Genomic DNA, 26216 nt, shown 5'->3' on the forward strand with positions numbered 1-26216 from the left:
TGACGCGGGGGCGAGGTTCAGGTGAGATCGGCCATCAGCACTTTTGAGCGACGCTGATAGTTGTACATCTGTTTTTTACTTTCCGGCAGGGAGTCGATATCCACCGGCGTAAACCCGCGCTCCTGGAACCAGTGAATGCTGCGGGTAGTCAGGACAAACAGTTTCGCCAGTCCCATTTGTTTCGCCTGTGCCGCCACGCGCTCCAGTAGCATCTCGCCGCGTGAAGAACTGCGGTAGTCCGGATGCACCGCCACACAGGCCATTTCGCCAATCTTCTCTTCCGGGAACGGATAAAGTGCCGCGCAGGCGATGGTCAGGTTATCGCGCTCAATAATGGTGAACTTGTCGATCTCCATTTCCAGCTGTTCGCGGGAGCGGCGCACCAGGATGCCCTGTTGCTCCAGCGGACGGATCAGCTCGAGAATACCGCCAATGTCGTTAATGGTTGCACGACGGATTTGCTCGGCACTCTCCATCACGATCTGCGTACCAATACCGTCGCGCGAGAAGAGCTCCTGCAACAAGGCGCCGTCTTCCTGATAGCTGATTAAGTGGCTACGACGCACACCACTACGGCAGGCTTTTACCGCGCCGCGCAGGAAACGCACGGTGCCGGAGTAGTAATCTCCACGCTCTTCCAGCACGTCCACGCGTGCCTGGGCTTCGTTTGGGAACAATTCAGAGACGATTTCGCCTTCGTCGTTCATCACGCCCTGCGAGGAGCAAAAACCGATCATTTTTTCCGCTTTCAGTTTGATGGCAAGCTGAGTGGCGATCTCTTCAGACGTGAGGTTAAAGCTCTCTCCAGTGACCGAAACGGCGACCGGGCCCATCAGAACAATCGCGCCACTATCGAGCTGGCGGTGGATCGCTTCTTCATCAATGCGGCGAATACGTCCGCTGTGGCAGTAATCCACACCGTCATCCACGCCCAGCGGCTGCGCGATGATAAAGTTGCCGCTTACCACATTTATATGCGCCCCCTGCAACGGCGTGTTGTTGAGGCTCATAGAAAGGCGGGCAGTGATATCCAGTTGCAACAGGCCGGCAGCCTGTTTCACCAGTTCCAGCGTTTTGGCGTCGGTAACACGGGTATTTTTATGATAAATCGGTTCATGATGGTGTTCGGCGAGATTCGCGTCTATTTGCGGGCGTGCGCCGTAGACCACCACCAACCGGATACCCAGGCTGTGCAGCAGACCGATGTCATTGACAATGCTGGAAAAGTTTTCATGCTCAATCGCTTCACCGCCAAGCATAATGACAAACGTTTTTCCCCGATGAGCATTAATATAGGGAACTGAATGGCGGAATCCCTGTACCAGTTCGGTTCTGCGTTCCTTTACCACGGCCTACCCTCACTGCATGATTATTCGTAATTTGTGTATTTTTATTCTTTTCTGGTGCCGCGCGCAAGTGCAAAATTTTTCAGTAAACAATAAACCTACGCCCACAAAGCCATTAGCCAGACATATGTTTACCCTTTAATAGATGACAGTTTATGCGTCATTCGTTAAAGTTTTCGGTCAATTCTGACGTTCATTACTATTTCAGTTTAATTGCTCGGGAGAAGCATGTCGGGAAGTCAATCAGCGCTGAGCCGCCGCAGATTATTAAAAGGGGCGGGGGCCATGTGGTTATTAAGCGTGAGCCAGGTCAGTCTGGCCGCAGTCAGCCAGGTAGTGGCGGTTCGCGTGTGGCCCGCCTCGACCTACACACGCGTGACGGTGGAGTCTAACCAGGTCATTAAATATAAGCAGTTTGCGCTGAGTAATCCTGACCGGCTGGTGGTGGATCTCGAAGGCGTGCATCTTAATTCCGTGTTGAAAGGCATGGGCGCGCAAATTCGCAGTGACGATCCCTATATTAAATCGGCTCGCGTTGGTCAGTTCGATCCACAAACAGTGCGGATGGTGTTTGAATTGAAGCAAAACATCACTCCGCAGCTGTTTGCGCTGGCTCCGGTTGCCGGATTTAAAGAGCGCCTGGTGATGGACCTTTATCCGGCGAATGCGAAAGATGTACAGGATCCGCTGCTGGCCTTGCTGGAAGAGTACAACAAAGGCGATCTTGATAACCAGGTCCCTCCAGCGGAAAGCGGTCCGCAGCCGGGCAAAGCCGGACGCGATCGTCCGATTGTGATCATGCTCGATCCAGGACACGGTGGCGAAGATCCGGGCGCAACGGGCAAATATCACACCCGCGAAAAAGACGTGGTGCTGCAAATCGCTCGTCGTCTGCATGCGCTGATCGAAAAAGAAAGCAATATGAAGGCCTACATGACGCGCAACGAGGATGTGTTTATTCCGTTGAAGGTGCGTGTTGCCAAAGCGCAGAAACAGCGCGCGGATCTGTTTGTTTCGATACATGCAGATGCATTCAGTAGCCGACAGCCCAGCGGTTCATCGGTGTTTGCGCTCTCCACCAAAGGGGCGACCAGTACCGCCGCGAAGTACCTCGCCGATACGCAAAACGCGGCTGACCTGATAGGCGGCGTCAGTAAGAGCGGCGATCGCTATCTGGACCACACCATGTTTGATATGGTGCAGTCACTGACCATTAACGACAGTCTGAAGTTTGGCAAAGCGGTGCTTAACCGTCTTGGCACGGTCAATAACCTGCATAAGAACCAGGTGGAACAGGCAGGGTTTGCAGTGCTGAAAGCGCCGGACATTCCGTCGATTCTGGTCGAAACCGCGTTTATCAGTAACGTGGAAGAGGAGCGTAAGCTCAAGACCGCGAAGTTCCAGCAGGAAGTGGCAGAGTCGATTCTGGCGGGGATAAAGGCCTATTTCGCGGATGGCGCGACGCTGGCAAGAAGGCAATAAAAAACAGGCGCCCTAAGGCGCCATTTTTATAACAACGTGTTTATAACAATAAGTGACCCGGCAACGAAAGGATTAAGCAGGAACCCGCCACTATGCGTAGCGATAATAAAAAAGGTAACCAGCAAGCCATTCAACGCACTTTCCGTAAACTTTCCGCCGAGGATGCGACGGATATCCATCGCCTCGCGGCACTGTTATCTCCTGGCATGCCTGGTGTGATGACATGGCCAGTGCTTCTTCAGTCCCCGCGTATTCTTATCATTGCCGAAGCCGGAGCAGGAAAAACCTATGAATGCCAACAGCAACAAGAGGAGTTAAAAGCGTCAGGAGAGCCGGCCTTTTTTCTTGAGCTTGCTGTTCTTGCACAAACAGAACTGCTGGAGATGTTTGATCATGAAGGGCAGCAACAGTTTGAGACCTGGCTGAGTTCAGAATCGGCTATCGCCACTTTCTTTCTGGATGCGATTGACGAGTTAAAACTTACCCTTGGTTCTTTCAAACAGGCATTACGTCGGCTAAACCGGGCGTTGAAAGGGCAACTTGCGCGGGCCAGAATAGTCATCACGACGCGTCCGATTCGTATTGAACAACAACTCATCGAAAAATATTTGCCGGTGCCAAAAAGCGCGGCTGAATATAACGCCAGCACCTTTGCAGCCATTGCTATCGACCCGCATCAAATCAGGGAGGAGAAGGAAGAGGTACCCACCTGGTTGCATGTTGGTTTAATGCCTTTGAATAACCTTCAAATACGCGAGATGGCCATCAGACAGCGCGTTGTCGATGTTGAGGGTTTCATGGAGGATATTCACCGGAGAAACGCTGAGGAGTTTGCACGGCGCCCGCAGGACTTAATTGAGCTTTGCAGCAGCTGGGCTGAGTCCCGGCGTATCCGGACACATCGGGAACAGGTTGCACATGACATTGCGATAAAACTACGGCCTAATCCAGACCGTTCTGAACACGTTGCGTTATCAGACGACAAGGCACTGGAAGGCGCGCGCAAATTGGCACTGGCAGCCCTGCTTAGCCGGAAGTTGACCCTCCGTCACAGCGCTGAATCAAATTTGGGAGATGCGGGAGAACAAGCGCTGGATGTGAACACTCTTCTCTCCGACTGGACAAAGGATGAGCGGCAGGTATTGCTTGAGCGCCCATTATTTGGCTTCGCCAGTTATGGGCGGGTACGTTTTCATCATCGTTCAGTGATCGAATACCTTGCGGCAGAACAGATTCGCGTCCTGCTTGAAAAAGGGCTAACGGTGAAAGCGGCAAAACGGTTGCTGTTCACGAGAACGATGCAGGGTAATGAAGTTATACGCCCTACAATGCGTCCTGTTGCGGCATGGTTGGCCGGTTGTGATCCTCGCTTTTTTGATGAAGTGGTTCGACGTGAGCCTGAAGTCTTACTGAATTCTGCCGATCCGCAACAGCTCGATCCTCATCAGCGACAAAAAGCGCTACAAGCTTATGTTGATCGTTACGGTTGTGGCGGATGGCGTGGGCTTGAGGTTCCTGAAATCAACGCCCGCCGTTTTGTCTCTACCGATTTGAGTGAGCTGATTAATAAACTTTGGCAACGAGGCGTTGAAAATAAAGAGATTCGGGTCTTTTTACTGAAGCTGATTGAAGCTGGGCCGCTCCCGGCGTGCGAACATATTCCCCGGGAAGTCGCACTGGCGGATGAAACGGCCATAGACGAGCGTTATGACGCAGTCGATGCGCTGGTTGCGCTTAATTCACCCGCCTTGCAGCCTGTCGTCTTAAGGCTGGAGACACGGCCTGATATCTGGAATGGCCATATGCTCCAGCATATGATTTGCCGTTTGTTCCCCGGTCATATGGATATGGACCAACTCCTTCCGTTATTGATGCGAACCGAGTCAAGCGCACATGTCGTTAGCGATCTCAGTTGGCGTCTGCCGGGCATTGTTTCGGCAAAAGATTTTCCGGAGTCAATACTGGAGCCTCTACGTGAACGTTTGACCGAATGTATCCTTGATGGCGCTTTATGGGACAAAACAGCCCGGCGTAAGGTGGTACCGCGTGTGCACCTGGTTGCTGCACTGGCACAAGTCTGCTCCCGGCTGCTTGAGAACGGTGAACGTAAAGAACATATTTTTCGTTCCGTCGCGGTGGCGTTCTACTTGCGGGACGAATATCGCTATCGCAATGACGCTTATCAAAACCTGCGAGCGGCTATTGATACGCTTTCCGGTCGCGAGCGCGAATCCCTTTTCTGGGCCAGTGATGCCTTAAGTCAGGTTTTTCACCCAGAAGAAGACGCTTTTCAACGGATGCTGGCTGCGACGAGTGGGGGGGCAATCACACCAGAGCCTGAACGGGATAGCGAGTGGATTATCACCTGCCTGACAGACAAGCAACGCCCGTTAGAAGATCGGGAGATGCTGCTGGAAGTGGCAATCCGCTTTTTATGCCCAACGGCACTCTCTTTTCATGAATATCTGGAACACCTCAAGTCCTGCGTCGCCGATACGCCAGCCCTTGTTGCTGATCTCGACAAGGTGTTACAACGAAGGCATGTGTTTGATCCTGTATTTGCCGAGTCTGAACGACAATCTGCCCTTGATGAGCAACAACGCAATGATCGCAAAGCACAAGCGATGGCGAGCTGGATTGATCTGTGGAATGAGATCAGCGATAACCCGGACCGGGCGTTTAGCCAGGATTGCGTCGATACCACAATAAAAAAACTGTGGCATGTTATGGAAAGCACTGAAAGTCATGGACGGGCAACCGGGTGGAACCGTGCTTTTCTGGAAAATCATTTTGGTAAAGAGACAGCCGATCGGGTACGGGCTGCGCTGATACCGTTTTGGCGACGAGAACGGCCCGGTTTGGGTATGGAGGTTAAACCCGAAGACAGAAATGTGGTCTACAGACGGTGGCAATTGGGGTTCGCCGCCATTTTTGCTGAATCCGAAGACCCCGACTGGGCACGAAAGCTTTCGCCTGCTGAAGCCGAAAACGCCGCGCGTTATGTGCCGATTGGGTATGGCAGCTTTCCCTCATGGCTTGAGGCGCTGGTGATTGCCCATCCAACGGCGGTCAGCAGTACGTTAGGGGCTCAACTGACGTTCGAATTAACGCTACCTTCGCCCTCGCCCATTCTACACGGACTCGAATATGCGACGCCAGCAATCGCCGCGATTTTTGTGCCTTGTTTACGCCAGTGGCTTGAGCAGAATGCCAGCAGTACGGGTAATAAAGAAGACCCGACGCGGGCAAAACAACGCTTAAAGCGCGTTCTTGACGTATTGATCCAACACGGCGATCCAGAGGCGGTCGAGCAAATCCGTTTACTGGCGCGTAAACGGCTTCGACGCACTGGTGTCAGGTTTGAAAGCGTCTGGGTGGCTGCGTTATTGCAGTTGGAACCGACTACCGGGGTGGAAAAGCTGGAACGTATTCTGGCTAAGATCCCTGTGAGTAAAGATTCTGCTGCGCTTGATTGGTTTGGCGAGCTCTTCGACACGCATCATCTCAATGCTCCGGTGAATCTGTCGCAGCCGGGGTTCACACCGGAGTTATTACTGCGCCTGGTCCGACTCGCGTATACACATATCCGCCGGGAAGATGATCCCTGGCACGAAGGAAGCTGGACACCCGATCGTCGTGATTACGCGCAAAGTGGTCGGGATGTGATTCTGTCTGCCTTACTCAATACCACGGGGTCATCTGCATGGTCAGCCCGCATCGCGTTGAGTCAGGATCCTTTGTTTGCTGATTTTAGCGCAAGAGCATTAGCTATCGCACTGGAGAAGGCTGCCCAGGAAGCGGATAGCGACGTGTTAAGCGAAGGTGATATTGCCGGGATTTATGGCGGCCACGACCTCCCTCCAGCCAGCAGTGAAAGTATGTTTGCTCTGCTATGCGATCGTCTGGATGATCTGGATGAACTTTTGCTATCAGATGTTTCTCCACGTGAAAGCTGGGCTGGCATCCGTGATGAGCGCGTTATGCGACGCGAAATTGCGCGTGAATTGCGTAATAGTGCAAGAAATAGCTATACCGTCGATCAAGAATCAGCAACTGCGGATGAGAAAGAGACCGACATTCGCTTGCGATCGCTTGCTGGGCCACAGGCTGTTATTGAACTTAAAATTGGTGAAAAGCCCCGTTCCGCAAATGACTTACGTGCCGCCTTGTCGGATCAACTCGTCAATAAGTACATGGCTTCGGAGGAGTGTCGGGCAGGGTGTTTGATGATTACCATTGCCAGCGACAAAAACTGGAAAAAACCCGATGACGGCAAGAAAATGGATTTCGCGCAGCTGATCGAATGGTTGAATGATGAGGCAATGCGTCTGGTTGAAAAGCTGGGCTATGGAATGCAGCTCAAGGTTAAGGGAGTTGATTTGCGTCCCAGACTAGCGACGGAAAAGGATGCAAAGCGAGTGTCGCCACGTAAGAGGGGTAGAGTAAAGGGAAATAAGACGTCCTGATGCACGAAAGGTGAGCAACGCGACAACAAAATGGCACCGCAGCGTGCCATGTTTCGTTTACTGCAACGCAGAAACAAAAAAACACCCGTTAAGGTGTTTATTGTGTTGGTTGCGGGGGCCGGATTTGAACCGACGACCTTCGGGTTATGAGCCCGACGAGCTACCAGGCTGCTCCACCCCGCGTCCGTCTGTTTACACTTCCATCATGTAAACGTTTTTCTTCACATTTTAATTGGTTGCGGGGGCCGGATTTGAACCGACGACCTTCGGGTTATGAGCCCGACGAGCTACCAGGCTGCTCCACCCCGCGTCCGTGGATGCGCACTATACGCTGCAAACTTTTTGATGCAACCTTTTTTTTGCCCCAATACGTAATTTGCGGAGATTATGCGTAAAAACAATACAATCAGTTCGTTTTTTGAACGAAATTTGTGTTGGGTTGCGCTGGCGCATTTCATTAGCGAGTGGGGTTTGTTATCTTCACCTCGCTCCGGGTTAATTCAGAAGATGAGAGAGAATGAAAGGACGTTGGGTTAAGTATGCACTCACGGGAGCGATGGTTGCTATCCTCGCAGCCTGTACTTCTAAACCGACCGATCGCGGTCAGCAGTATAAAGACGGGAAATTTTCCCAGCCGTTTTCCCTGGTCAACCAGCCTGACGCCGTTGGCGCGCCAATCAATGCCGGTGATTTCTCCGAGCAGGTGAGCCAGATCCGCAGCGCAGCGCCGCGCCTCTATAGCAGCCAAAGCAACGTGTATAACGCTATCCAGGAGTGGCTGCGAGCCGGAGGCGATACTCGCACTTTACGTCAATACGGCCTCGACGCCTGGCAGATGGAAGGCACGGATAACTACGGCAACGTGCAGTTCACCGGTTATTACACCCCTGTGATACAGGCGCGACACACGCGCCAGGGCGAATTCCAGTACCCTATCTATCGTATGCCGTCCAAACGCGGACGGTTGCCGTCCCGTGCCGAAATCTATGCCGGTGCGCTGAGCGACAGCTATGTGCTGGCTTACAGCAACTCGCTGATGGACAACTTTATTATGGACGTGCAGGGCAGCGGCTATATCGATTTTGGCGACGGTAGCCCACTTAACTTCTTCAGCTATGGCGGTAAAAACGGTCATCCCTACCGCAGTATCGGTAAGGTGTTGATCGACCGTGGTGAAGTGAAGAAAGAAGACATGTCGATGCAGGCCATCCGGGAATGGGGGGCGAAGCACAGTGAATCAGAAGTGCGTGCACTGTTGGAAGAGAACGCCTCATTCGTGTTCTTTAAGCCGCAATCCTGGGCACCGGTGAAAGGTGCCAGTGCAGTGCCGCTGGTTGGCCGTGCCTCTGTGGCTTCCGATCGTAGCGTGATCCCTCCGGGTACGACGCTACTGGCGGAAGTGCCGCAGCTTGATAACAACGGCAAATTTAATGGCCAGTATGAGCTGCGCCTGATGGTGGCGCTGGATGTTGGCGGTGCGATTAAAGGGCAGCATTTTGATATTTATCAGGGCATTGGCCCGGATGCCGGTCACCGTGCCGGATGGTATAACCATTATGGCCGCGTCTGGGTGCTGAAAAATGCACCGGGCGCTGGCGGCGTGTTCAGCGGCTGAGTGTGATAAACTTCCCCCTCTCCCGATTCCGGGTGAGGGGAACTCCTGTCTTTATTCTTCATTTCTGAGGTCTTATGTCTGTAGTCATCAGCGATGCCTGGCGCCAGCGCTTTGGCGGTACGGCGCGTTTGTACGGTGAAAATGCACTGCAATGGTTTGCCGACGCACATATTTGTGTGGTGGGCATTGGCGGTGTCGGCTCCTGGGCCGCGGAAGCGCTGGCGAGAACCGGAATCGGTGCGATTACGTTGATTGATATGGACGATGTGTGCGTGACCAATACCAACCGTCAGATTCATGCCTTGCGTGACAATGTGGGTCTGGCAAAAGCGGAAGTGATGGCTGATCGCATCCGCCAAATCAATCCGGAGTGCGTGGTGACGGGCGTCGATGATTTCGTCACTGCCGACAACGTGGCGCAACTGCTGGATCAGGGCTTCAGCTACGTGATTGACGCTATCGATAGCGTGCGTCCGAAAGCAGCATTGATCGCATACTGTCGTCGAAACAAGATCCCGTTGGTCACCACCGGCGGTGCGGGTGGGCAGATCGATCCAACGCAGATCCAGGTAAGCGATCTGGCGAAAACCATCCAGGATCCGCTTGCGGCGAAACTCCGTGAGCGGCTGAAAAGCGATTTCGGTGTGGTAAAAAACAGCAAAGGCAAGCTTGGTGTGGACTGCGTTTTTTCCACGGAAGCGCTGGTTTATCCGCAGGCGGATGGTTCCGTATGCGCGATGAAAAGCACGGCAGAAGGGCCAAAACGCATGGATTGCGCATCCGGTTTTGGCGCGGCGACAATGGTTACCGCCACCTTTGGTTTTGTTGCGGTGTCCCACGCACTGAAAAAACTGATGGCAAAAGCAGAACGTCAGGCTAACGCCTGACGGGCAGCATCCTGTACGGCGGCAGCCAACGCCGCCAGCCCCTGACTGCGTGAAGCGCTAAGCTGGGCGCGCAAGCCGAGTTCATCAAAAAACGCCAGCGGATCCTGTTCCAGCAACTCCGCCGGGCGCTTACCTTCTACGGCGGTCAGTAATACCGCCAGCAGCCCGCGTACGATTCGGCCTTCACTGTCGCCAAAGAAATGCAGGGTGCCATCTGCCGTGGGCATTGCTCCCAGCCAGACACGATTTTCGCAACCGGGGATCTCCCGCGCCTGTGCTTTCAGCGCGTCCGTTGCCGCAGGTAACTGCTTTCCGAGCAAGATTAATTGCCGGTATTTATCTTCCCACTGGGTCAGCACGCCAAAGGTCTGGCGCAGCGTTGCTTCGGTGATCACAGTGCCGAACGGATGTCCGGCAAAAACGGGGTTTGTCATTAATCCACCAGTATGTCCAGGGCGCGGTCAACGGCGTTCACCAGCGCATCCACATCGTGTTGCGTATTATAAGGAGCGAAAGATGCCCGCAATGTGCCATTGACGCCAAGCGCCGCCAGAAGCGGCTGAGCGCAATGTTGACCGGCGCGCAGCGCAATGCCGTACCCCGCAAGCAATGTCACCATATCGCTGTGATGCACACCAGCAAAGTCGAAGGCCAGCAGACTGGCGTCCTGACAACGGAAGGAACGGAACCCAGGGCGCTGCGCCAGGCGCTCTTCTGCAAGGGTTGCCAGCCCGCGGCTGTAGCTTTCCGCCTGCGCGATATCATGCGTCTTCAGCCATTCCAGTGCCGCGCTCAGGCCAATTACCCCGGCGACGTTAGGCGTGCCCGCTTCCAGTTTGTAAGGGACTGGCTGGGTTGTGAAACCGTCAAAGGTCACTTCGGTGATCATCTTGCCGCCACCGAGCCACGGTGACATGGCATCCAGCAGTTCGGTTTTTCCGTAGAGCACGCCAATGCCGTTGGGGCCATAGAGCTTGTGGCCGGAAAACGCATAAAAATCGATATCCAGGCTCTGCACATTCGCCGGGAAATGCACCACGCCTTGTGCGCCATCGACCATGACCACCATGTCAGCCGCATGAGCAAGCGTGATGGCTTTCGCCAGATCCGGGCAGCCGCCCGTGACGTTCGACATCTGTCCCAGTGCGAGGATACGGCTGCGTGAGGTGATGTATTGCGGCAGTTGCGCGATATCCGGCAGATGATCAGCGCCCAGCGGCAGTTTGACGACCCGTGCGCCGGTTTGCTGCGCCACCATCAGCCATGGCACCAGATTGGCGTGGTGCTCGGCCTCGCTGACGATGATCTCATCGCCCGGTTGCAGGCGTGGGCGGGCGTAACACTGAGCGACCATATTGATGGATTCCGTTGTACCGCGCGTCCAGACAATGTTCTTACCGGATGGTGCATTCACCAGCGCGGCGACCTGATCGCGGGCGGCTTCATAGCGGGCGGTTAACTGCTGTGCTTGCGCGAACTGGCTACGGTGCACATTCCCCGCGCTCAGGCTGTAGAACTGCTGTGTGGCATCGATCACTGCCTGCGGTTTTAAAGCGGTGGCGGCGCTGTCCAGATAGACGCCAGCGTCAGCCAGCGCCGGAAACTGGGCGCGAAATAGCGATGGGTTAAATGCGTTCATGGGACTCCTCATACCAATAGCCGGATCGTCGCGCAATTTGTCCGGCGTAGCAAGAACGTTGCGCTCCATCGGAATAGTCTGTTTGTCCTGGCAGGGCCGGAGAAGCAGGTTATGCTGAATAGTGTTAGGTAAATGTTTTGGCCTCTTCCTGAAAGAGGTTTTCACAGCATTAATTGCCAGAAGGAGAAGAACATGAAAAAGACTGCCGCAATTATATCTGCATGTATGTTTGCTTTTACCCTGAGCGCCTGTTCTGGTCCGAATTACGCGTTACACACCAATGATGGACGCACCATCGTCTCGGAAGGGAAACCGAAAACAGATGATCAGACCGGGATGATTTCCTATAAAGATGCGAATGGTAATGAGCAGCAGATTAACCGTTCAGACGTGAAAGAGATGGTCGCTCTGGAGAAAAAATAGGCCGGATTTTGGGTAAAAAAAAGCACCGCAATTTTGCGGTGCTACATTAATCACTATGGACAGACAGGGTAAATGTACAGGAAGTGAAAAAGGGGTAGCGTTGCTACCGGGGTCTGAATCGCAGACCAATTGCAAACACAACAACACAACATCACAACCGTAAGCCAAAAGCCCTTCAGAACACGCATTCCAAAAAAAGCTTCTCGTTCCGGCTCAGGAAGTGCCGCCACTATAGGTATTTGCTGGTAGAAGCTCAACGGACAATTTATAATGGCTCAGATAAAAAAAACTAATAGGTTAACCCTTGTTTCCTGTTTGTTAAATTGAGTTAACATCTAAGCCTGATAACCATGTCAAAGCGATTACCACCACTAAATGCATTACGCGTTTTCGATGCCGCTGCACGCCATTTGAGTTTTACTCGCGCTGCCGATGAGCTTTTTGTGACGCAGGCCGCAGTAAGCCACCAAATCAAGTCTCTTGAGGATTTTCTCGGGCTGAAACTCTTCCGCCGACGTAACCGTTCTCTGCTGCTTACTGAAGAGGGGCAGAGTTATTTTCAGGACATCAAAGAGATATTTTCACAGCTTAATGAGGCGACGCGTAAGCTTCAGGCGCGCAGCGCCAAAGGTGCGCTGACGGTCAGTTTGTTACCCAGTTTTGCCATTCAATGGTTGGTGCCAAGACTCTCCAGCTTTAACTCAGCTTATCCGGGAATCGATGTGCGTATTCAGGCTGTGGATCGTGAAGAAGATAAACTGGCTGACGATGTCGACGTAGCCATTTTTTACGGTCGCGGCAACTGGCCAGGGCTGCGCGTGGAAAAATTGTACGCCGAATATCTGCTTCCGGTCTGTTCTCCGCTGTTACTTACAGGCGATAAGCCCTTGAAAAAGCCAGATGATTTGGCGCAGCACACGTTATTACACGACGCATCCCGTCGCGACTGGCAAACTTATACGCGCCAGTTAGGTCTTAATCTTAATGTCCAGCAAGGGCCGATATTCAGCCACAGCTCGATGGTGCTGCAGGCGGCTATCCACGGACAGGGGATCGCGCTGGCGAATAATGTGATGGCGCAGTCCGAAATTGAGGCAGGCCGGCTGGTTTGTCCTTTTAACGATGTTTTGGTCAGTAAAAATGCGTTTTATCTGGTTTGTCATGACAGTCAGGCAGAACTGGGTAAAATAGCCGCCTTTCGACAGTGGATACTGGCAAAAGCGGCAAACGAACAGGAAAAATTTCGTTTCCGTTACGAACAATAATTCGCGCGCAACGGCGCGTATGACTTTTAGGGTAATCTCATGACCAGCCGTTTTATGCTGATTTTCGCCGCGGTGAGCGGTTTTGTCTATGTCGCGCTGGGCGCATTCGGCGCACATGTTTTGAGTAAATCTTTGGGGTCGGTGGATATGAGCTGGATCCAGACCGGCCTCGACTATCAGGCATTTCATACGCTTGCGGTGCTGGGATTGGCGGTTGCCATGCAGCGCCGTATTAGCATCTGGTTCTACTGGAGCAGCGTTTTCCTGGCATTGGGTACCGTGCTGTTTAGCGGCAGCCTTTATTGCCTGGCGCTCTCTCACTTACGCCTGTGGGTGTTTGTTACGCCAGTCGGTGGCGTTTGCTTTTTAATCGGCTGGGCATTGATGTTTACTGGCGCGATCCGTCTGAAACGTAAGGGCGTTGTTCATGAATAAAGTGGTGTTGCTGTGCCGCCCGGGTTTTGAGAAAGAGTGCGCAGCAGAAATTACCGATAAGGCCGGGCGTCTTGAGGTGTTCGGTTTTGCGCGCGTAAAAGAAAACGCGGGCTATGTTGTTTTTGAATGTTATCAGGAAAGCGATGCAGATAAGCTGGCGCGCGAACTGCCGTTTAATAGCCTGATTTTCGCCCGTCAGATGTTTGTGGTGGGGGAATTACTGAAGGACTTGCCGCCAGAGGATCGTATTACGCCGATTGTCGGTATGCTGCAAGGTGTGGTGGAGAAAGGCGGCGATCTGCGGGTTGAAGTGGCTGACACCAACGAAAGCAAAGAGCTGATGAAGTTCTGTCGCAAATTCACCGTGCCGCTGCGTTCAGCGTTGCGTGAAGCGGGCGTGCTGGCGCGCAGTGATTCGCCAAAACGTCCGGTGGTGCATGTCTTTTTTATTGCGCCTGGCTGCTGCTATACCGGGTATTCTTACTCCTTTAATAACTCACCGTTCTATATGGGCATCCCGCGTCTGAAATTTCCATCCGACGCGCCGAGCCGCTCAACGTTAAAGCTGGAAGAGGCGTTCCACGTCTTTATCCCTGAGGATGAGTGGGACGAGCGCCTGGCCAATGGAATGTATGCTGTCGATCTTGGCGCATGCCCTGGCGGTTGGACCTATCAGCTGGTAAAACGCAACATGTGGGTTTACTCAGTGGATAACGGCCCGATGGCGCAAAGTCTGATGGATACCGGTCAGGTGACCTGGCTGCGGGAAGATGGCTTCCGCTATCGCCCCAATCGCAACAACATCTCATGGATGGTGTGCGATATGGTGGAGAAACCGGCGAAAGTCGCTGCGCTGATGGCGCAATGGTTGACTGAAGGCTGGTGCCGCGAAACCATTTTTAACCTTAAACTGCCGATGAAAAAACGCTACGAAGAGGTCTCCAACAACCTGGCGTATATTCAGGCGCAGCTTGATGAACACGGTGTCGCCGCGCAGATTCAGGCGCGACAGCTGTACCACGATCGTGAAGAAGTGACGGTACATGTACGCCGGATGTGGGCCGCGGTCGGCGGGCGACGCGACGAGCGTTAGTCTCACATCATCAGGTGCGCTTGTTGCCTGAACAGTCTGAAAAAACGCCTGCATAGGCAGGCGTTTTTGTCCGTGTTATTTGCCGGCTTTGGCCAGTTCTTTCACTAACGGCAGCATGATGCGCATAACATCACGACTGCGGCGTTCTATGCGTCCTGGCAGCGCCCGGTCAATATATTGCTGGTTATCCAGTCGCGGATTGTGATGGCTGACGCCGTCGGGAAAAGTTTTCGATTTTGCGCGTTGTTGTTCACCATCTTTATTGCCCAGCGACCAGTTCGTGGCCTCCACCGACAGCACCGGGATCCCCGCTTTATCAAACACTTCTGCATCGTTGCAGCAACTGGTGCCTTTAGGATAACTGGCGTTAAGCCCTGGGTTGCTCATGGCGAGAATACCCTGCGTACGGGCAAGCGCCAGCGCACGATCCCGCGTCAGTTTACGCACCGAAGCCGGGGTGTTTTTACCGCTATTAAAATAGAGTTTATCGCCGACGATCAGGTTGTTCAGATTGATCACAAGCAGGGTGTGTTTCTTCTCTGCTTCACTCATGCGATCAAGCAGGTTTTGTGCGCCGAGCTTGCCCTCTTCTTCACCGCTGGTGGCGATAAAACGAATGCTGTACTGCGTTGGCACCTGTTTGAGCGCCTGCGCCAGCTCCAGCATGACGCCCAGACTGGCGGCGTTATCATCGATTCCTTGTAAGGTTAAGCCGCCCAGATTGTTATCCACATCGGCGTCGCTGCGCGGCGCGTAGGTGTCGAGATGCGCCATAATAATAATTTGCAGCGGCGATTTGCCTTCATGCGCGGCGATCACCGTACTGCCGGTAACGTTTTGCCAGCTCTGCTGCTTATCTTTCGCCGTATAGCTGTAACGGGTTTTAAATTTACGGATATTGCTCTCATAACCCATCTGCATGAACTGCTGCTGCAAATAGTCGGCAGAGAGCATTTCCGCAGGTGTACCGGTCATTCGGCCTGGAAACAGAGTGGCAATATGGCGTGCCTGCTCATTAGCAAACTCACCGGGTTGGGAAGGGCGGGCATGCGCCGGAAGGATAAAGCATACGCCGAGCGCCAGGGCAGCGGTACGGTGGCGCAATGCGGAAAACATAGAGAGTCCTTTATGCAGCAAAAATTTTGACGCGCTTAGTATGAAACTGTGACCGGGTTTACACAATTTCATTTCTTCTTAACCGTGCGAAAAGACACGCGTTAAGCACTTTTTGATATTTGCTTTGCACAGGCGTTATTCCTTTGCGGAACTACTCATTCCAATTCGTAATTTCATTCGTTCTAAACCGCCCCCTATAGTCCCTGTATTGCTGGCTACGAGTGAGTTGTTGCGTTGTGGATTACCTTCCGCTGTTTGCTGCTGTAAAAGACCGCCCCGTTCTGGTGATTGGCGGTGGCGAAATTGCCGCGCGCAAAATCGCTTTTTTGCGTCGTGCAGGCGCACAGGTAAAGGTTGTGGCGCAACACCTGGATGCGTCGCTGCAACAGCTTGCTGAACGGCAGGCTATTCACTGGGTGGCGACAACCTTTGACGAGTCACAACTGGACAGCGTTTTTCTGGTGATTGCCGCCACCAATGATGCCGCGCTGAACCGCCGGGTATTTGATGCCGCCAACGCGCGCCACCGGCTGGTCAATGTGGTTGATGATCAGCCGCTGTGCTCCTTTATTTTCCCGTCGATTGTTGATCGTTCACCGCTACTGGTGGCGATCTCCTCCGGCGGTAACGCACCGGTATTGGCGCGCCTGTTGCGTGAAAAGATTGAAGCGTTGTTACCCGGCAATCTGGGGCGCATGGCGGACGTCGCCGGGCGCTGGCGCACACGTATTAAAGCATTTCGTCGGACCACCGATGAACGTCGCCGTTTTTGGGAAAGCGCCTTTCGCGGGCGTTTTGCCAGCCTGATGGCCGCAGGTGATGAACCCGCAGCGGAGAAAGCGCTGGAAGCGGAACTGACGCAGCCGGGCTCAGCGAGTGGGGAAATTATTCTGGTCGGCGCGGGGCCGGGCGACGCAGGCTTGCTGACGTTGCGCGGCTTGCAGGTGATTCAGCAAGCCGATGTGGTGTTTTACGATCATCTGGTCAGCGATGCGGTGCTGGAGCTGACCCGCCGGGATGCGGAAAAAATTTGTGTAGGTAAACGCGCCGGGGCACATGCGGTTGCACAACATGAAACCAATCGCATGCTGGTGGATGCCGCCCGCGAGGGCAAAACGGTAGTGCGCCTGAAGGGAGGCGATCCGTTTATTTTTGGTCGCGGTGGAGAAGAGTTACAGGCCGCAGCGGAAGCGGGTATTCCTTTTCAGGTGGTGCCGGGCGTGACGGCTGCATCCGGTGCGACCGCCTATGCGGGTATTCCACTGACACACCGGGACTTCGCGCAGAGCGTGACGTTCGTTACCGGGCATTATAAAGCCGATAGCACCCCCTTCGACTGGTCGCTGTTGGCGCAAAGCCGCCAGACGCTGGCTATCTATATGGGGACGATGAAGGCCGCGGAAATCAGCACGCAACTGATCGCCCACGGTCGTGATAACACTACGCCAGTGGCGGTCATCTCCCGCGGTACGCGCACGGATCAGCATGTGGCTACTGGCACATTAGAACAACTTGAGGAACTGGCGAAAGCCGCCCCAATGCCCGCCTTGTTAGTGGTGGGCGAGGTGGTTGGGCTTCATCGCGAACTCGCCTGGTTCCGGCATACGACAGGAACGGACGCGTTTGACGCTTCTGTGATTAATCTGGCTTAAGGAATGGTTATGGACCAAAAACGACTCACCCACCTGCGACAACTGGAGGCGGAAAGCATCCATATCATCCGCGAAGTGGCCGCCGAATTTTCCAACCCGGTGATGATGTATTCCATCGGCAAAGATTCCAGTGTGATGCTGCATCTTGCGCGTAAAGCCTTCTATCCGGGCACGCTGCCGTTCCCACTGCTGCACGTGGATACCGGCTGGAAATTCCGTGAGATGTATGAATTCCGTGACCGTACCGCGAAAGCCTACGGCTGTGAGCTGCTGGTGCATAAGAACCCGGAAGGGGTGGCAATGGGCATTAACCCATTCGTGCACGGCAGTGCGAAACATACTGACATCATGAAAACCGAAGGGCTGAAGCAGGCGCTGAACAAATACGGTTTTGATGCTGCGTTCGGTGGCGCGCGTCGCGACGAAGAAAAATCCCGCGCCAAAGAGCGTATTTACTCGTTCCGTGACCGTTTCCACCGTTGGGACCCGAAAAACCAGCGCCCGGAGCTGTGGCATAATTACAATGGCCAGATTAACAAGGGCGAAAGCATTCGCGTGTTCCCGCTGTCAAACTGGACTGAACTGGATATCTGGCAGTACATCTACCTGGAAAATATCGAGATTGTTCCTCTGTATCTGGCGGCGGAACGTCCGGTGCTTGAGCGTGATGGCATGCTGATGATGATCGATGACGACCGAATCGATCTGCAACCGGGCGAAGTGATCGAACAACGAATGGTACGTTTCCGTACGCTGGGGTGCTGGCCTCTCACCGGTGCCGTGGAGTCGGATGCGCAAACGCTGCCTGAGATCATCGAAGAGATGCTGGTTTCCACCACCAGTGAACGTCAGGGCCGCGTGATTGACCGCGACCAGGCCGGCTCCATGGAGCTGAAAAAACGTCAGGGATATTTCTAAGGAGCCGCCATGAACACCACAATCGCACAACAAATTGCTAATGAAGGCGGCGTCGAAGCGTATCTGCATGCTCAGCAGCACAAAAGCCTGCTGCGCTTTCTGACCTGTGGCAGCGTCGATGACGGGAAAAGCACCCTGATTGGCCGCTTGTTGCATGACACCCGCCAGATTTATGAAGATCAGCTCTCTACGCTGCACAACGACAGCAAACGTCACGGTACGCAGGGTGAGAAGCTCGATCTGGCCTTGCTGGTGGATGGCCTGCAAGCAGAGCGTGAACAGGGCATCACCATTGACGTGGCCTATCGCTATTTCTCCACCGAAAAACGCAAATTTATCATTGCCGATACCCCAGGGCATGAACAGTACACCCGTAATATGGCGACCGGGGCCTCGACCTGTGATCTGGCGATCCTGCTGATCGATGCCCGTAAAGGCGTGCTGGATCAGACGCGCCGTCACAGCTTTATCTCCACGCTGCTGGGTATTAAGCACCTGGTGGTGGCGGTCAACAAAATGGACCTGGTGGCATTTAGCGAAGAGACCTTCGAGAACATCCGTCAGGACTATTTGACCTTTGCAGAACAACTGCCAGGGAATCTGGATATCCGTTTTGTGCCGCTCTCGGCGCTGGAAGGCGACAACGTCGCAAGCCAGAGTCCGCAAATGCCATGGTACAGCGGTCCGACGCTGCTGGAAGTGCTGGAAACGGTTGAGATCCAGCGCGTGGTGGATACGCAGCCGATGCGCTTCCCGGTGCAGTATGTGAATCGCCCGAACCTCGATTTCCGTGGTTTTTCCGGTACGCTGGCGTCCGGTATTGTGAAAGTGGGTCAGCGCATTAAAGTCCTGCCGTCTGGCGTGGAGTCGTCAGTTGCCCGTATCGTCACTTTCGATGGCGATTTACCGGAAGCGGCCGCCGGTGAAGCGATTACGCTGGTGCTGAAAGACGAAATTGATATCAGCCGCGGCGATCTGATCCTCGATGCGCAGGAAACCCTGCCAGCAGTGCAGAGTGCTTCGCTCGATGTGGTGTGGATGGCAGAAAAACCGCTGCAACCGGGTCAAAGCTACGACATTAAAGTCGCCGGTAAAAAGACCCGCGCGCGCGTGGATAACATCCAGTATCAGGTTGACATCAATAACCTCACTCAGCGCCAGGTGGAAAGCCTGCCGTTGAACGGCATTGGGCTTGTCGATGTCACCTTTGATGAGCCGCTAACGCTCGATGCATACCAGCAGAACCCGGTTACCGGTGGCGTTATCTTTATTGACCGTCTAAGTAATGTAACCGTTGGGGCTGGCATGGTGCGTGAAGTTCATGCCGGGCAACAGACCCGCACTTCTGAATTCAGCGCCTTTGAGCTGGAGCTGAACCAGCTTATCCGCAAGCACTTCCCGCACTGGGGCGCACGCGATCTGCTGGGAGGTCAGTAATGGCGCAGCATGACGAAAATGTCGTCTGGCATGCACATCCGGTTACGGCTGAGCAGCGCGAACAACTCCACGGTCACCGTGGTGTTGTACTGTGGTTTACCGGGCTCTCCGGCTCGGGTAAATCAACCGTCGCCGGGGCGCTGGAAGAGGCGCTGCACCGCGCGGGCGTGAGCACCTATTTGCTGGATGGCGACAACGTTCGCCATGGGTTGTGCAGCGACCTGGGCTTTAGCGATGCCGATCGTAAAGAGAATATCCGCCGGGTGGGTGAAGTCGCCAGAGTGATGGTCGACGCAGGGCTGGTGGTGTTGACGGCGTTTATCTCTCCACACCGCGCGGAGCGCCAGATGGTGCGCGAGCGGCTTGGGGAAGGGCGTTTTATCGAAGTGTTTGTCGATACGCCATTGGCAATTTGCGAGGCACGCGATCCTAAGGGATTATATAAAAAAGCGCGTGCTGGTGAGCTGCGTAACTTCACCGGCATTGACTCGGTTTATGAAGCGCCGCTCTCTGCGGAGGTTCATCTGGATGGTGAACAATTGGTAACAAATTTGGTAAGCCAATTATTAGATCTCCTCCGACAGGGCGATATTATCAGATCCTGAGACGGTACTGGCGATACCCGTCATCATCAGGTGGCCCGGCATTAATTTCCACGTTGCCTGATGATTGCGCGTATCCCCCCTTTGCCGGTCGTTAAGGTAACAGGATCAGATATGCGTAATAGTCAGAACATCACCCTCTCCAGGTCGGAGTCGCTTTCTACGACGACCGCCGACGAAACCACATGGTCGCTCCCTGGGGCCGTTGTGGGGTTCGTTGCATGGCTGGTGGCGCTGGCGATCCCGTTTATGATTTACGGCCCCAACACGCTCTTTTTCTTTCTCTACACCTGGCCCTTCTTCCTTGCGCTGATGCCCGTTTCGGTGGTGGTTGGCATTGCGTTGCATTCACTGCTCGACGGTAAGTTGCTGTACAGTAGCGTGGCGACATTGCTGACCGTGATCGCCATGTTCGGCGTGCTGTTTATGTGGCTGCTCGGCTGAGGGCATGCATACGTCAAACCGTAACGCATGTTAAGACAATGTATCCGGGATACGGGGTGGGCTACGGTTCGGCAGTGAAATATGCTAAAGTCTGGCGCTTGTGCGGTATCACCAGACCCCGGAGTGGAGTCTGACGAAAAGTTATGGGATGATGATGCCGTTTTTCAGGGGGCAGGATGGGTAAACTAACGCTGCTATTGCTGGCTTTGCTGGTCTGGCTACAGTACTCACTGTGGTTTGGCAAGAATGGTCTGCACGATTACGGCCGCGTCAGCGAAGATGTAGCGGCACAACAGGCGACTAACGCCAAATTAAAAGCGCGCAACGATCAGCTTTTCGCCGAAATTGACGATCTCAACGGCGGTCAGGAAGCGATTGAGGAACGCGCACGCAACGAATTGACCATGACCAAACCGGGCGAAACATTCTATCGTCTGGTGCCGGACGCATCGAAACGCGCGCCGGGGTCAACGCAAAACACGCAGAATTCACAAAATACACAAAACAGACCTTAACAGTCCCGGGTTTACGACATGTCAGCAATGATACCGGACGTCTGTGCCGTGGTGCCGGCAGCCGGATTCGGCCGCCGCATGCAAACGGAATGTCCTAAGCAATATCTCTCCATTGGCGATAAAACGATCCTTGAGCATGCGGTTTCCGCGCTGCTCGTTAACCCGCGCGTTGGCCGGGTGATCATCGCCGTCAGCCCTGGCGACGAACGTTTTGCCCGCTTACCGCTCGCCCGTCATCCACAGATCACTGTCGTGGACGGTGGCGCTGAACGCGCCGATTCCGTGCTCGCTGGTTTGAAAGCCGCCGTGGGCGCGCAGTGGGTGCTGGTGCATGATGCCGCGCGTCCTTGCCTGTGTCAGGACGATTTAAACCGCCTGCTGCAACTGCGCGAAACCAGCCGCGTCGGCGGTATTCTTGCCTCCCCCGTACGCGACACCATGAAGCGTGCCGAGCCAGGTAAAACCGCCATTGCCCATACGGTTGAACGTAATGATTTATGGCATGCGCTGACGCCGCAGTTTTTCCCGCTGGAACTCCTTCACGATTGCCTGATTCGGGCGATGAATGAAGGGGCTATCATCACCGATGAGGCCTCCGCGCTGGAACATTGTGGCTTTCACCCGGAATTGGTTGCCGGGCGTGCGGATAATATTAAAGTCACCCGACCTGAAGATTTACGACTCGCAGAATTCTATCTGACCCATTCAGACCTCCAGGAGAAAGCATAAATGCGCATTGGACACGGTTTTGACGTACACGCGTTTGGCGGCGAAGGCCCGATAATCATCGGCGGCGTGCGCATTCCTTACGAAAAAGGCCTGTTGGCGCATTCCGATGGTGACGTCGCGCTACATGCGCTCACGGACGCCCTGCTTGGCGCAGCGGCGTTGGGCGACATCGGTAAACTGTTTCCGGATACCGATCCGGCGTTTAAGGGCGCGGATAGCCGCGGGCTGCTGCGTGAAGCGTGGCGTCGCATCCAGGCCAAAGGCTATACACTTGGCAACGTCGATGTGACGATCATCGCCCAGGCGCCGAAAATGTTACCGCACATTCCGCAGATGCGCGTGTTTATTGCCGAGGATCTTGGCTGCCACATGGATGACGTCAACGTGAAAGCCACGACCACCGAAAAGCTTGGCTTTACCGGTCGTGGCGAAGGCATTGCCTGTGAAGCGGTGGTGTTGCTGGTGAAGGCGGCAAAATGATCGATTTTGAGAATCTGACCTGGTTGCATGGCAAACCGACAGCGACGGGCATTTTAAAAGCCAACCCGGAAGATTTTGTGGTGGTGGAAGATCTCGGTTTCGAGCCAGACGGCGAGGGCGAGCATATTCTTGTACGTATTCTGAAAAACGGCTGTAACACGCGTTTTGTTGCGGATGCGCTGGCAAAATTCCTTAAAATTCCCGCGCGGGAAGTGAGTTTTGCCGGGCAGAAAGATAAGCATGCTGTCACAGAGCAGTGGTTGTGCGCTCGTGTGCCGGGGAATGCCATGCCGGATCTCAGCGCCTTTGAGCTGGAAGGGTGCAAAGTGCTGGAGTATGCCCGTCATAAACGTAAGTTGCGCCTCGGTGCTTTGCAGGGTAATGCGTTTACGGTGGTATTGCGTGAGGTGAGCGATCGCGCGGATGTCGAATCACGTTTGCAGGCCATTGCGGAGCGCGGTGTGCCGAACTATTTCGGCGCTCAGCGCTTTGGCATTGGCGGCAGTAACGTCCAGGGCGCGTTGCGCTGGGCGCAAAGCAATGCCCCGGTGCGCGATCGCAACAAACGCAGTTTTTGGTTGTCGGCGGCCCGCAGTGCGTTGTTTAATCAAATGGTTAGCGAGCGTCTGAAAAAACCGGACTTTAATCAAGTTGTTGACGGCGATGCGCTACAATTAGCGGGGCGCGGAAGCTGGTTCGTCGCAACCGAGGACGAACGCGCTGACGTGCAGGCTCGCGTGGATGCCAAAGCGTTAATGATCACCGCATCGCTGCCTGGCTGCGGCGAATGGGGAGCGCAGCGTGAGGCGCTGGCCTTTGAGCAACACGCTATCGCCGACGCGCCGGAATTACAGGCGCTGCTGGTGCGGGAAAAAGTCGAGGCGGCGCGCCGCGCGATGCTGCTTTACCCGCAGTCGCTTCGCTGGAACTGGTGGGATGACGTTACCGTCGAGCTACGTTTCTGGCTCCCGGCGGGAAGTTTTGCCACCAGTGTGGTCAGGGAACTTATCAACACATCGGGTGATTATGCGAATATTGCTGAGTAACGATGACGGGATCCATGCGCCGGGCATTCAGACGCTGGCAAAGGCTCTCCGGGAATTTGCCGACGTACAAGTTGTCGCACCCGATCGTAACCGCAGCGGCGCGTCTAATTCGCTTACGCTTGAATCTTCACTTCGCACCTTCACGTTTGATAACGGCGATATCGCCGTACAGATGGGCACGCCAACGGATTGTGTCTATCTGGGCGTGAATGCGCTGATGCGCCCGCGTCCGGATGTGGTTGTCTCCGGTATTAATGCCGGGCCGAATCTTGGCGATGATGTTATCTACTCCGGCACCGTTGCTGCTGCAATGGAAGGTCGTCATTTGGGATTCCCGGCGCTGGCTGTGTCGCTCAACGGGCATACCCATTATGCAACGGCGGCGGCCGTCACCTGCTCAATTCTGCGTGCACTTAACCGTGAGCCGCTGCGTACCGGTCGTATCCTGAATATCAATGTGCCGGATCTTCCGCTTGAGGAGATCAAAGGCATTCGCGTGACCCGCTGCGGCAGCCGTCATCCCGCCGATCAGGTGATTCCGCAGCAGGATCCGCGTGGCAACACGCTGTACTGGATTGGCCCTCCGGGGGAAAAATGTGACGCCGGACCGGACACCGATTTTGCTGCCATCGACGAGGGGTATGTGTCGGTGACGCCGCTGCATGTGGATTTAACCGCTTACAGCGCGCATGATGTGGTCTCGGGCTGGTTGGAGCGAGCCGGGGTGAACAGGCAATGGTAAGCAAACGCGTTCAGGATCTTCTCACGCAATTACGTGCGCAGGGCATTAAAAACGAGCAAGTGCTTGAGGCCTTGTCGCGCGTGCCGCGCGAGAAATTTATCGATGAAGCGTTTGAACACAAAGCGTGGGATAACGTTGCGCTGCCGATTGGCCAGGGGCAAACCATTTCCCAGCCTTACATGGTGGCGCGTATGACGGAGCTACTGGAGTTGACGCCCGCCTCCCGCGTGCTGGAGATTGGCACCGGATCCGGCTACCAGACGGCGATTCTGGCGCAACTGGTGCACCACGTCTGTTCCGTTGAACGCATCAAAGGGCTACAGTGGCAGGCGCGTCGCCGCCTGAAACAGCTTGATTTACATAATGTTTCTACACGTCACGGCGATGGCTGGCAAGGGTGGCAGGCCCGTGCGCCGTTTGATGCCATCATCGTGACCGCCGCACCGCCGGAGATTCCGGCTGCGCTGATGGCGCAACTGGATGAAGGCGGAATTCTCGTTTTGCCCGTGGGCGACGAACACCAACAACTGAAGCGTGTTCGTCGGCGGGGCAGCGAATTTATTATCGATACCGTGGAAGCCGTACGTTTTGTCCCGCTGGTGCGGGGCGAACTGGCCTGAGAAACAGAGTTTTCCTGGGTTTTTCAGGCGATAACAGCGTATGGTGGGCAAATTTGCCGCTGACGTACACGGTAATTATTAAGTCATTGGTATCATACATATTGTTGGGGGAAAAATGAGCACGGGAAGCCCTAAATTCACCGTAAGTCGTATTGCGGCATTGTCGCTGGTTTCACTTTGGCTGGCAGGGTGTTCAAATTCCACTAACGCGCCTGCGCCAGTGAGCTCGGTTGGCGGTAACGCCGGTACAAGTTCCCATTCCGGTTCAGGAATGCTCATCACACCGCCGCCCAAAATTGGCTCGGCATCGCAGCAGCAACCGGCAATCCAGCCGGTTCAGCGCCACAGCGTTCAGCCTGCGCAAATCCAACCGGTCGCCCAGCAGCCTGTGCAGACTGTGAACGGGCGCATTGTCTATAACCGCCAGTACGGCAATATTCCAAAAGGCAGCTATGCCGGCGGCAGTACTTACACCGTTAAACGTGGTGACACGCTGTTTTATATTGCGTGGATCACCGGGAACGATTTCCGTGATTTAGCGCAACGCAATCATGTCGCTGCGCCGTATAGTCTGGAGGTCGGACAAACGCTCCAGGTGGGTAATGCATCTGGTGCGCCAATCACAGGTGGTAATGCAATAACTCAGGCTGATGCATCTGCGCAAGGAATCGTCTCAAAACCTGCACAAAATTCAACCGTGGTGGTTGCTTCGAAACCGACAATTACGTATTCTGAAGATTCAGGTGAACAAAGTGCTAATAAAATGTTGCCTAACAACAAGCCTGCGACCGTGGTCACAGCGCCTGTTACGGCACCTTCTGTCAGCACGACCGAACCGACTGTCAGCAGTACATCAACCAGCTCGCCAATCTCAGCATGGCGCTGGCCGACTGACGGCAAAGTTATCGACAACTTCTCTGCTACCGAAGGTGGCAATAAAGGGGTCGATATCTCGGGTAGCAAAGGACAGGCTATTGTCGCGACCGCAGATGGGCGCGTCGTTTATGCCGGTAATGCGCTGCGCGGTTACGGGAATCTCATCATCATTAAACATAACGATGATTACCTGAGTGCCTACGCCCATAACGATACGATGCTGGTCCGGGAACAACAAGAAGTTAAGGCGGGGCAGAAAATAGCTACCATGGGTAGCACCGGCACCAGTTCTACACGCTTGCATTTTGAAATTCGTTACAAGGGGAAATCCGTAAACCCGCTGCGTTATTTGCCGCAGCGATAAATCGGTGCAAAGTGGTTGAAGCAC

At 54.4% G+C, this 26216-nt stretch carries 24 protein-coding genes and 2 tRNA genes; 20 read left to right on the forward strand and 6 right to left on the reverse strand.

Annotation, left to right across the window (positions count from 1 at the left end; translation table 11 throughout):
* Positions 1–17 precede the first annotated feature (17 nt).
* Positions 18–1349: an amino-acid N-acetyltransferase gene (gene argA, locus O9K67_RS04670; RefSeq protein ID WP_061493336.1), complete on the reverse strand. Its 1332-nt coding sequence runs from the start codon at positions 1347–1349 to the stop codon at positions 18–20.
* Between the two features lie 225 nt (positions 1350–1574).
* Here argA and amiC point away from each other — a divergent pair, with 225 nt between their 5' ends.
* Both amiC and O9K67_RS04680 read left to right on the forward strand, forming a co-directional pair.
* Positions 1575–2828 carry an N-acetylmuramoyl-L-alanine amidase AmiC gene (gene amiC, locus O9K67_RS04675; protein WP_071889867.1) on the forward strand — a complete coding sequence of 418 codons (1254 nt, stop codon included), beginning with the start codon at positions 1575–1577 and terminating at the stop codon, positions 2826–2828.
* Between the two features lie 92 nt (positions 2829–2920).
* Positions 2921–7294, forward strand: coding sequence for an NACHT domain-containing protein (locus O9K67_RS04680; protein WP_061493338.1), 4374 nt, complete (start codon positions 2921–2923; stop codon positions 7292–7294).
* 106 nt (positions 7295–7400) lie between these two features.
* Here O9K67_RS04680 and O9K67_RS04685 read toward each other — a convergent pair.
* Both O9K67_RS04685 and O9K67_RS04690 read right to left on the reverse strand, forming a co-directional pair.
* Positions 7401–7477 (reverse strand) — tRNA-Met (locus O9K67_RS04685).
* 50 nt (positions 7478–7527) lie between these two features.
* Positions 7528–7604 (reverse strand) — tRNA-Met (locus O9K67_RS04690).
* Positions 7605–7811: 207 nt separating this feature from the next.
* Between O9K67_RS04690 and mltA the strand changes: the two genes are divergently transcribed.
* On the forward strand, positions 7812–8909 hold the full coding sequence (mltA, locus tag O9K67_RS04695; RefSeq protein WP_061493339.1) for a murein transglycosylase A: 1098 nt from the start codon (positions 7812–7814) through the stop codon (positions 8907–8909).
* A 74-nt stretch (positions 8910–8983) separates the two neighbouring features.
* Entirely contained in the window at positions 8984–9796 is an 813-nt protein-coding gene (tcdA, locus tag O9K67_RS04700; RefSeq protein WP_061493340.1) for a tRNA cyclic N6-threonylcarbamoyladenosine(37) synthase TcdA, read from the forward strand.
* Here the strand turns inward: tcdA and csdE are convergent.
* Entirely contained in the window at positions 9781–10230 is a 450-nt protein-coding gene (gene csdE / locus O9K67_RS04705; RefSeq protein ID WP_061493341.1) for a cysteine desulfurase sulfur acceptor subunit CsdE, read from the reverse strand. The two genes, tcdA and csdE, sit on opposite strands and share 16 nt — an antisense overlap.
* Positions 10230–11435 carry a cysteine desulfurase CsdA gene (gene csdA / locus O9K67_RS04710; protein ID WP_061493342.1) on the reverse strand — a complete coding sequence of 402 codons (1206 nt, stop codon included), beginning with the start codon at positions 11433–11435 and terminating at the stop codon, positions 10230–10232. The genes csdE and csdA overlap by 1 nt, the downstream gene beginning before the upstream one ends.
* Before the next feature lie 192 nt (positions 11436–11627).
* Between csdA and O9K67_RS04715 the strand changes: the two genes are divergently transcribed.
* The 4 genes from O9K67_RS04715 (at position 11628) to rlmM (ending at position 14651) form a co-directional block, all read left to right on the forward strand.
* Positions 11628–11858: a YgdI/YgdR family lipoprotein gene (locus tag O9K67_RS04715; protein ID WP_061493343.1), complete on the forward strand. Its 231-nt coding sequence runs from the start codon at positions 11628–11630 to the stop codon at positions 11856–11858.
* A 350-nt stretch (positions 11859–12208) separates the two neighbouring features.
* Positions 12209–13123, forward strand: coding sequence for a glycine cleavage system transcriptional regulator GcvA (gcvA, locus tag O9K67_RS04720; protein WP_061493344.1), 915 nt, complete (start codon positions 12209–12211; stop codon positions 13121–13123).
* A 39-nt stretch (positions 13124–13162) separates the two neighbouring features.
* The gene (locus O9K67_RS04725; protein WP_061493345.1) at positions 13163–13558 is read left to right on the forward strand and encodes a DUF423 domain-containing protein; all 396 of its coding nucleotides are present in this window, start codon (positions 13163–13165) and stop codon (positions 13556–13558) included.
* Positions 13551–14651, forward strand: coding sequence for a 23S rRNA (cytidine(2498)-2'-O)-methyltransferase RlmM (rlmM, locus tag O9K67_RS04730; protein ID WP_061493346.1), 1101 nt, complete (start codon positions 13551–13553; stop codon positions 14649–14651). The genes O9K67_RS04725 and rlmM overlap by 8 nt, the downstream gene beginning before the upstream one ends.
* 75 nt (positions 14652–14726) lie before the next feature.
* Here the strand turns inward: rlmM and O9K67_RS04735 are convergent, their stop codons facing one another.
* Positions 14727–15767 carry an aminopeptidase gene (locus O9K67_RS04735; protein ID WP_061493347.1) on the reverse strand — a complete coding sequence of 347 codons (1041 nt, stop codon included), beginning with the start codon at positions 15765–15767 and terminating at the stop codon, positions 14727–14729.
* Between the two features lie 236 nt (positions 15768–16003).
* Here O9K67_RS04735 and cysG point away from each other — a divergent pair, with 236 nt between their 5' ends.
* The 12 genes from cysG to nlpD all read left to right on the forward strand — a co-directional run bounded on the left by cysG (position 16004) and on the right by nlpD (position 26192).
* Positions 16004–17419, forward strand: a complete 1416-nt coding sequence (gene cysG, locus O9K67_RS04740) for a siroheme synthase CysG (protein WP_061493348.1) — start codon at positions 16004–16006, stop codon at positions 17417–17419.
* A 9-nt stretch (positions 17420–17428) separates the two neighbouring features.
* The gene (gene cysD / locus O9K67_RS04745) at positions 17429–18337 is read left to right on the forward strand and encodes a sulfate adenylyltransferase subunit CysD (RefSeq protein ID WP_061493349.1); all 909 of its coding nucleotides are present in this window, start codon (positions 17429–17431) and stop codon (positions 18335–18337) included.
* Between the two features lie 9 nt (positions 18338–18346).
* Positions 18347–19774: a sulfate adenylyltransferase subunit CysN gene (cysN, locus tag O9K67_RS04750; RefSeq protein WP_061493350.1), complete on the forward strand. Its 1428-nt coding sequence runs from the start codon at positions 18347–18349 to the stop codon at positions 19772–19774.
* Complete coding sequence (cysC, locus tag O9K67_RS04755) at positions 19774–20379, forward strand: adenylyl-sulfate kinase (protein WP_061493351.1); 606 nt, start codon at positions 19774–19776, stop codon at positions 20377–20379. The genes cysN and cysC overlap by 1 nt, the downstream gene beginning before the upstream one ends.
* Before the next feature lie 111 nt (positions 20380–20490).
* Entirely contained in the window at positions 20491–20820 is a 330-nt protein-coding gene (locus O9K67_RS04760) for a DUF3561 family protein (RefSeq protein ID WP_061493352.1), read from the forward strand.
* A 176-nt stretch (positions 20821–20996) separates the two neighbouring features.
* The gene (gene ftsB, locus O9K67_RS04765; RefSeq protein ID WP_061493353.1) at positions 20997–21335 is read left to right on the forward strand and encodes a cell division protein FtsB; all 339 of its coding nucleotides are present in this window, start codon (positions 20997–20999) and stop codon (positions 21333–21335) included.
* An 18-nt stretch (positions 21336–21353) separates the two neighbouring features.
* Positions 21354–22064 (forward strand): 2-C-methyl-D-erythritol 4-phosphate cytidylyltransferase, encoded by a 711-nt coding sequence (ispD, locus tag O9K67_RS04770; RefSeq protein ID WP_061493354.1) that lies wholly within the window; start codon positions 21354–21356, stop codon positions 22062–22064.
* On the forward strand, positions 22065–22544 hold the full coding sequence (ispF, locus tag O9K67_RS04775) for a 2-C-methyl-D-erythritol 2,4-cyclodiphosphate synthase (protein ID WP_061493355.1): 480 nt from the start codon (positions 22065–22067) through the stop codon (positions 22542–22544).
* On the forward strand, positions 22541–23590 hold the full coding sequence (truD, locus tag O9K67_RS04780) for a tRNA pseudouridine(13) synthase TruD (RefSeq protein WP_061493356.1): 1050 nt from the start codon (positions 22541–22543) through the stop codon (positions 23588–23590). Before ispF ends, truD begins: the two co-directional genes overlap by 4 nt.
* Positions 23571–24332 (forward strand): 5'/3'-nucleotidase SurE, encoded by a 762-nt coding sequence (gene surE / locus O9K67_RS04785; RefSeq protein WP_061493357.1) that lies wholly within the window; start codon positions 23571–23573, stop codon positions 24330–24332. Before truD ends, surE begins: the two co-directional genes overlap by 20 nt.
* Entirely contained in the window at positions 24326–24952 is a 627-nt protein-coding gene (locus tag O9K67_RS04790) for a protein-L-isoaspartate(D-aspartate) O-methyltransferase (RefSeq protein WP_061493358.1), read from the forward strand. The genes surE and O9K67_RS04790 overlap by 7 nt, the downstream gene beginning before the upstream one ends.
* Positions 24953–25067: 115 nt before the next feature.
* Positions 25068–26192 carry a murein hydrolase activator NlpD gene (gene nlpD / locus O9K67_RS04795; RefSeq protein WP_061493359.1) on the forward strand — a complete coding sequence of 375 codons (1125 nt, stop codon included), beginning with the start codon at positions 25068–25070 and terminating at the stop codon, positions 26190–26192.
* Positions 26193–26216 lie beyond the last annotated feature (24 nt).

Origin of the sequence: Kosakonia oryzendophytica, assembly GCF_027886705.1 — a bacterium.
In the GTDB taxonomy this organism is placed as follows: Bacteria; Pseudomonadota; Gammaproteobacteria; order Enterobacterales; family Enterobacteriaceae; genus Kosakonia; species Kosakonia oryzendophytica.

Bases quoted from the DNA above. Each gene is read 5' to 3' on its own strand.
- O9K67_RS04790 (WP_061493358.1), top strand. From the start codon at position 24,326: ATGGTAAGCAAACGCGTTCAGGATCTTCTCACGCAATTACGTGCGCAG.
- nlpD (WP_061493359.1), top strand. From the start codon at position 25,068: ATGAGCACGGGAAGCCCTAAATTCACCGTAAGTCGTATTGCGGCATTG.
- ispF (WP_061493355.1), top strand. From the start codon at position 22,065: ATGCGCATTGGACACGGTTTTGACGTACACGCGTTTGGCGGCGAAGGC.
- gcvA (WP_061493344.1), top strand. From the start codon at position 12,209: ATGTCAAAGCGATTACCACCACTAAATGCATTACGCGTTTTCGATGCC.
- O9K67_RS04680 (WP_061493338.1), top strand. From the start codon at position 2,921: ATGCGTAGCGATAATAAAAAAGGTAACCAGCAAGCCATTCAACGCACT.
- O9K67_RS04715 (WP_061493343.1), top strand. From the start codon at position 11,628: ATGAAAAAGACTGCCGCAATTATATCTGCATGTATGTTTGCTTTTACC.
- csdA (WP_061493342.1), bottom strand. From the start codon at position 11,435: ATGAACGCATTTAACCCATCGCTATTTCGCGCCCAGTTTCCGGCGCTG.
- cysD (WP_061493349.1), top strand. From the start codon at position 17,429: ATGGACCAAAAACGACTCACCCACCTGCGACAACTGGAGGCGGAAAGC.
- surE (WP_061493357.1), top strand. From the start codon at position 23,571: ATGCGAATATTGCTGAGTAACGATGACGGGATCCATGCGCCGGGCATT.
- rlmM (WP_061493346.1), top strand. From the start codon at position 13,551: ATGAATAAAGTGGTGTTGCTGTGCCGCCCGGGTTTTGAGAAAGAGTGC.
- amiC (WP_071889867.1), top strand. From the start codon at position 1,575: ATGTCGGGAAGTCAATCAGCGCTGAGCCGCCGCAGATTATTAAAAGGG.
- ispD (WP_061493354.1), top strand. From the start codon at position 21,354: ATGTCAGCAATGATACCGGACGTCTGTGCCGTGGTGCCGGCAGCCGGA.
- cysC (WP_061493351.1), top strand. From the start codon at position 19,774: ATGGCGCAGCATGACGAAAATGTCGTCTGGCATGCACATCCGGTTACG.
- O9K67_RS04735 (WP_061493347.1), bottom strand. From the start codon at position 15,767: ATGTTTTCCGCATTGCGCCACCGTACCGCTGCCCTGGCGCTCGGCGTA.
- cysN (WP_061493350.1), top strand. From the start codon at position 18,347: ATGAACACCACAATCGCACAACAAATTGCTAATGAAGGCGGCGTCGAA.
- tcdA (WP_061493340.1), top strand. From the start codon at position 8,984: ATGTCTGTAGTCATCAGCGATGCCTGGCGCCAGCGCTTTGGCGGTACG.
- ftsB (WP_061493353.1), top strand. From the start codon at position 20,997: ATGGGTAAACTAACGCTGCTATTGCTGGCTTTGCTGGTCTGGCTACAG.
- csdE (WP_061493341.1), bottom strand. From the start codon at position 10,230: ATGACAAACCCCGTTTTTGCCGGACATCCGTTCGGCACTGTGATCACC.
- mltA (WP_061493339.1), top strand. From the start codon at position 7,812: ATGAAAGGACGTTGGGTTAAGTATGCACTCACGGGAGCGATGGTTGCT.
- O9K67_RS04725 (WP_061493345.1), top strand. From the start codon at position 13,163: ATGACCAGCCGTTTTATGCTGATTTTCGCCGCGGTGAGCGGTTTTGTC.
- O9K67_RS04760 (WP_061493352.1), top strand. From the start codon at position 20,491: ATGCGTAATAGTCAGAACATCACCCTCTCCAGGTCGGAGTCGCTTTCT.
- truD (WP_061493356.1), top strand. From the start codon at position 22,541: ATGATCGATTTTGAGAATCTGACCTGGTTGCATGGCAAACCGACAGCG.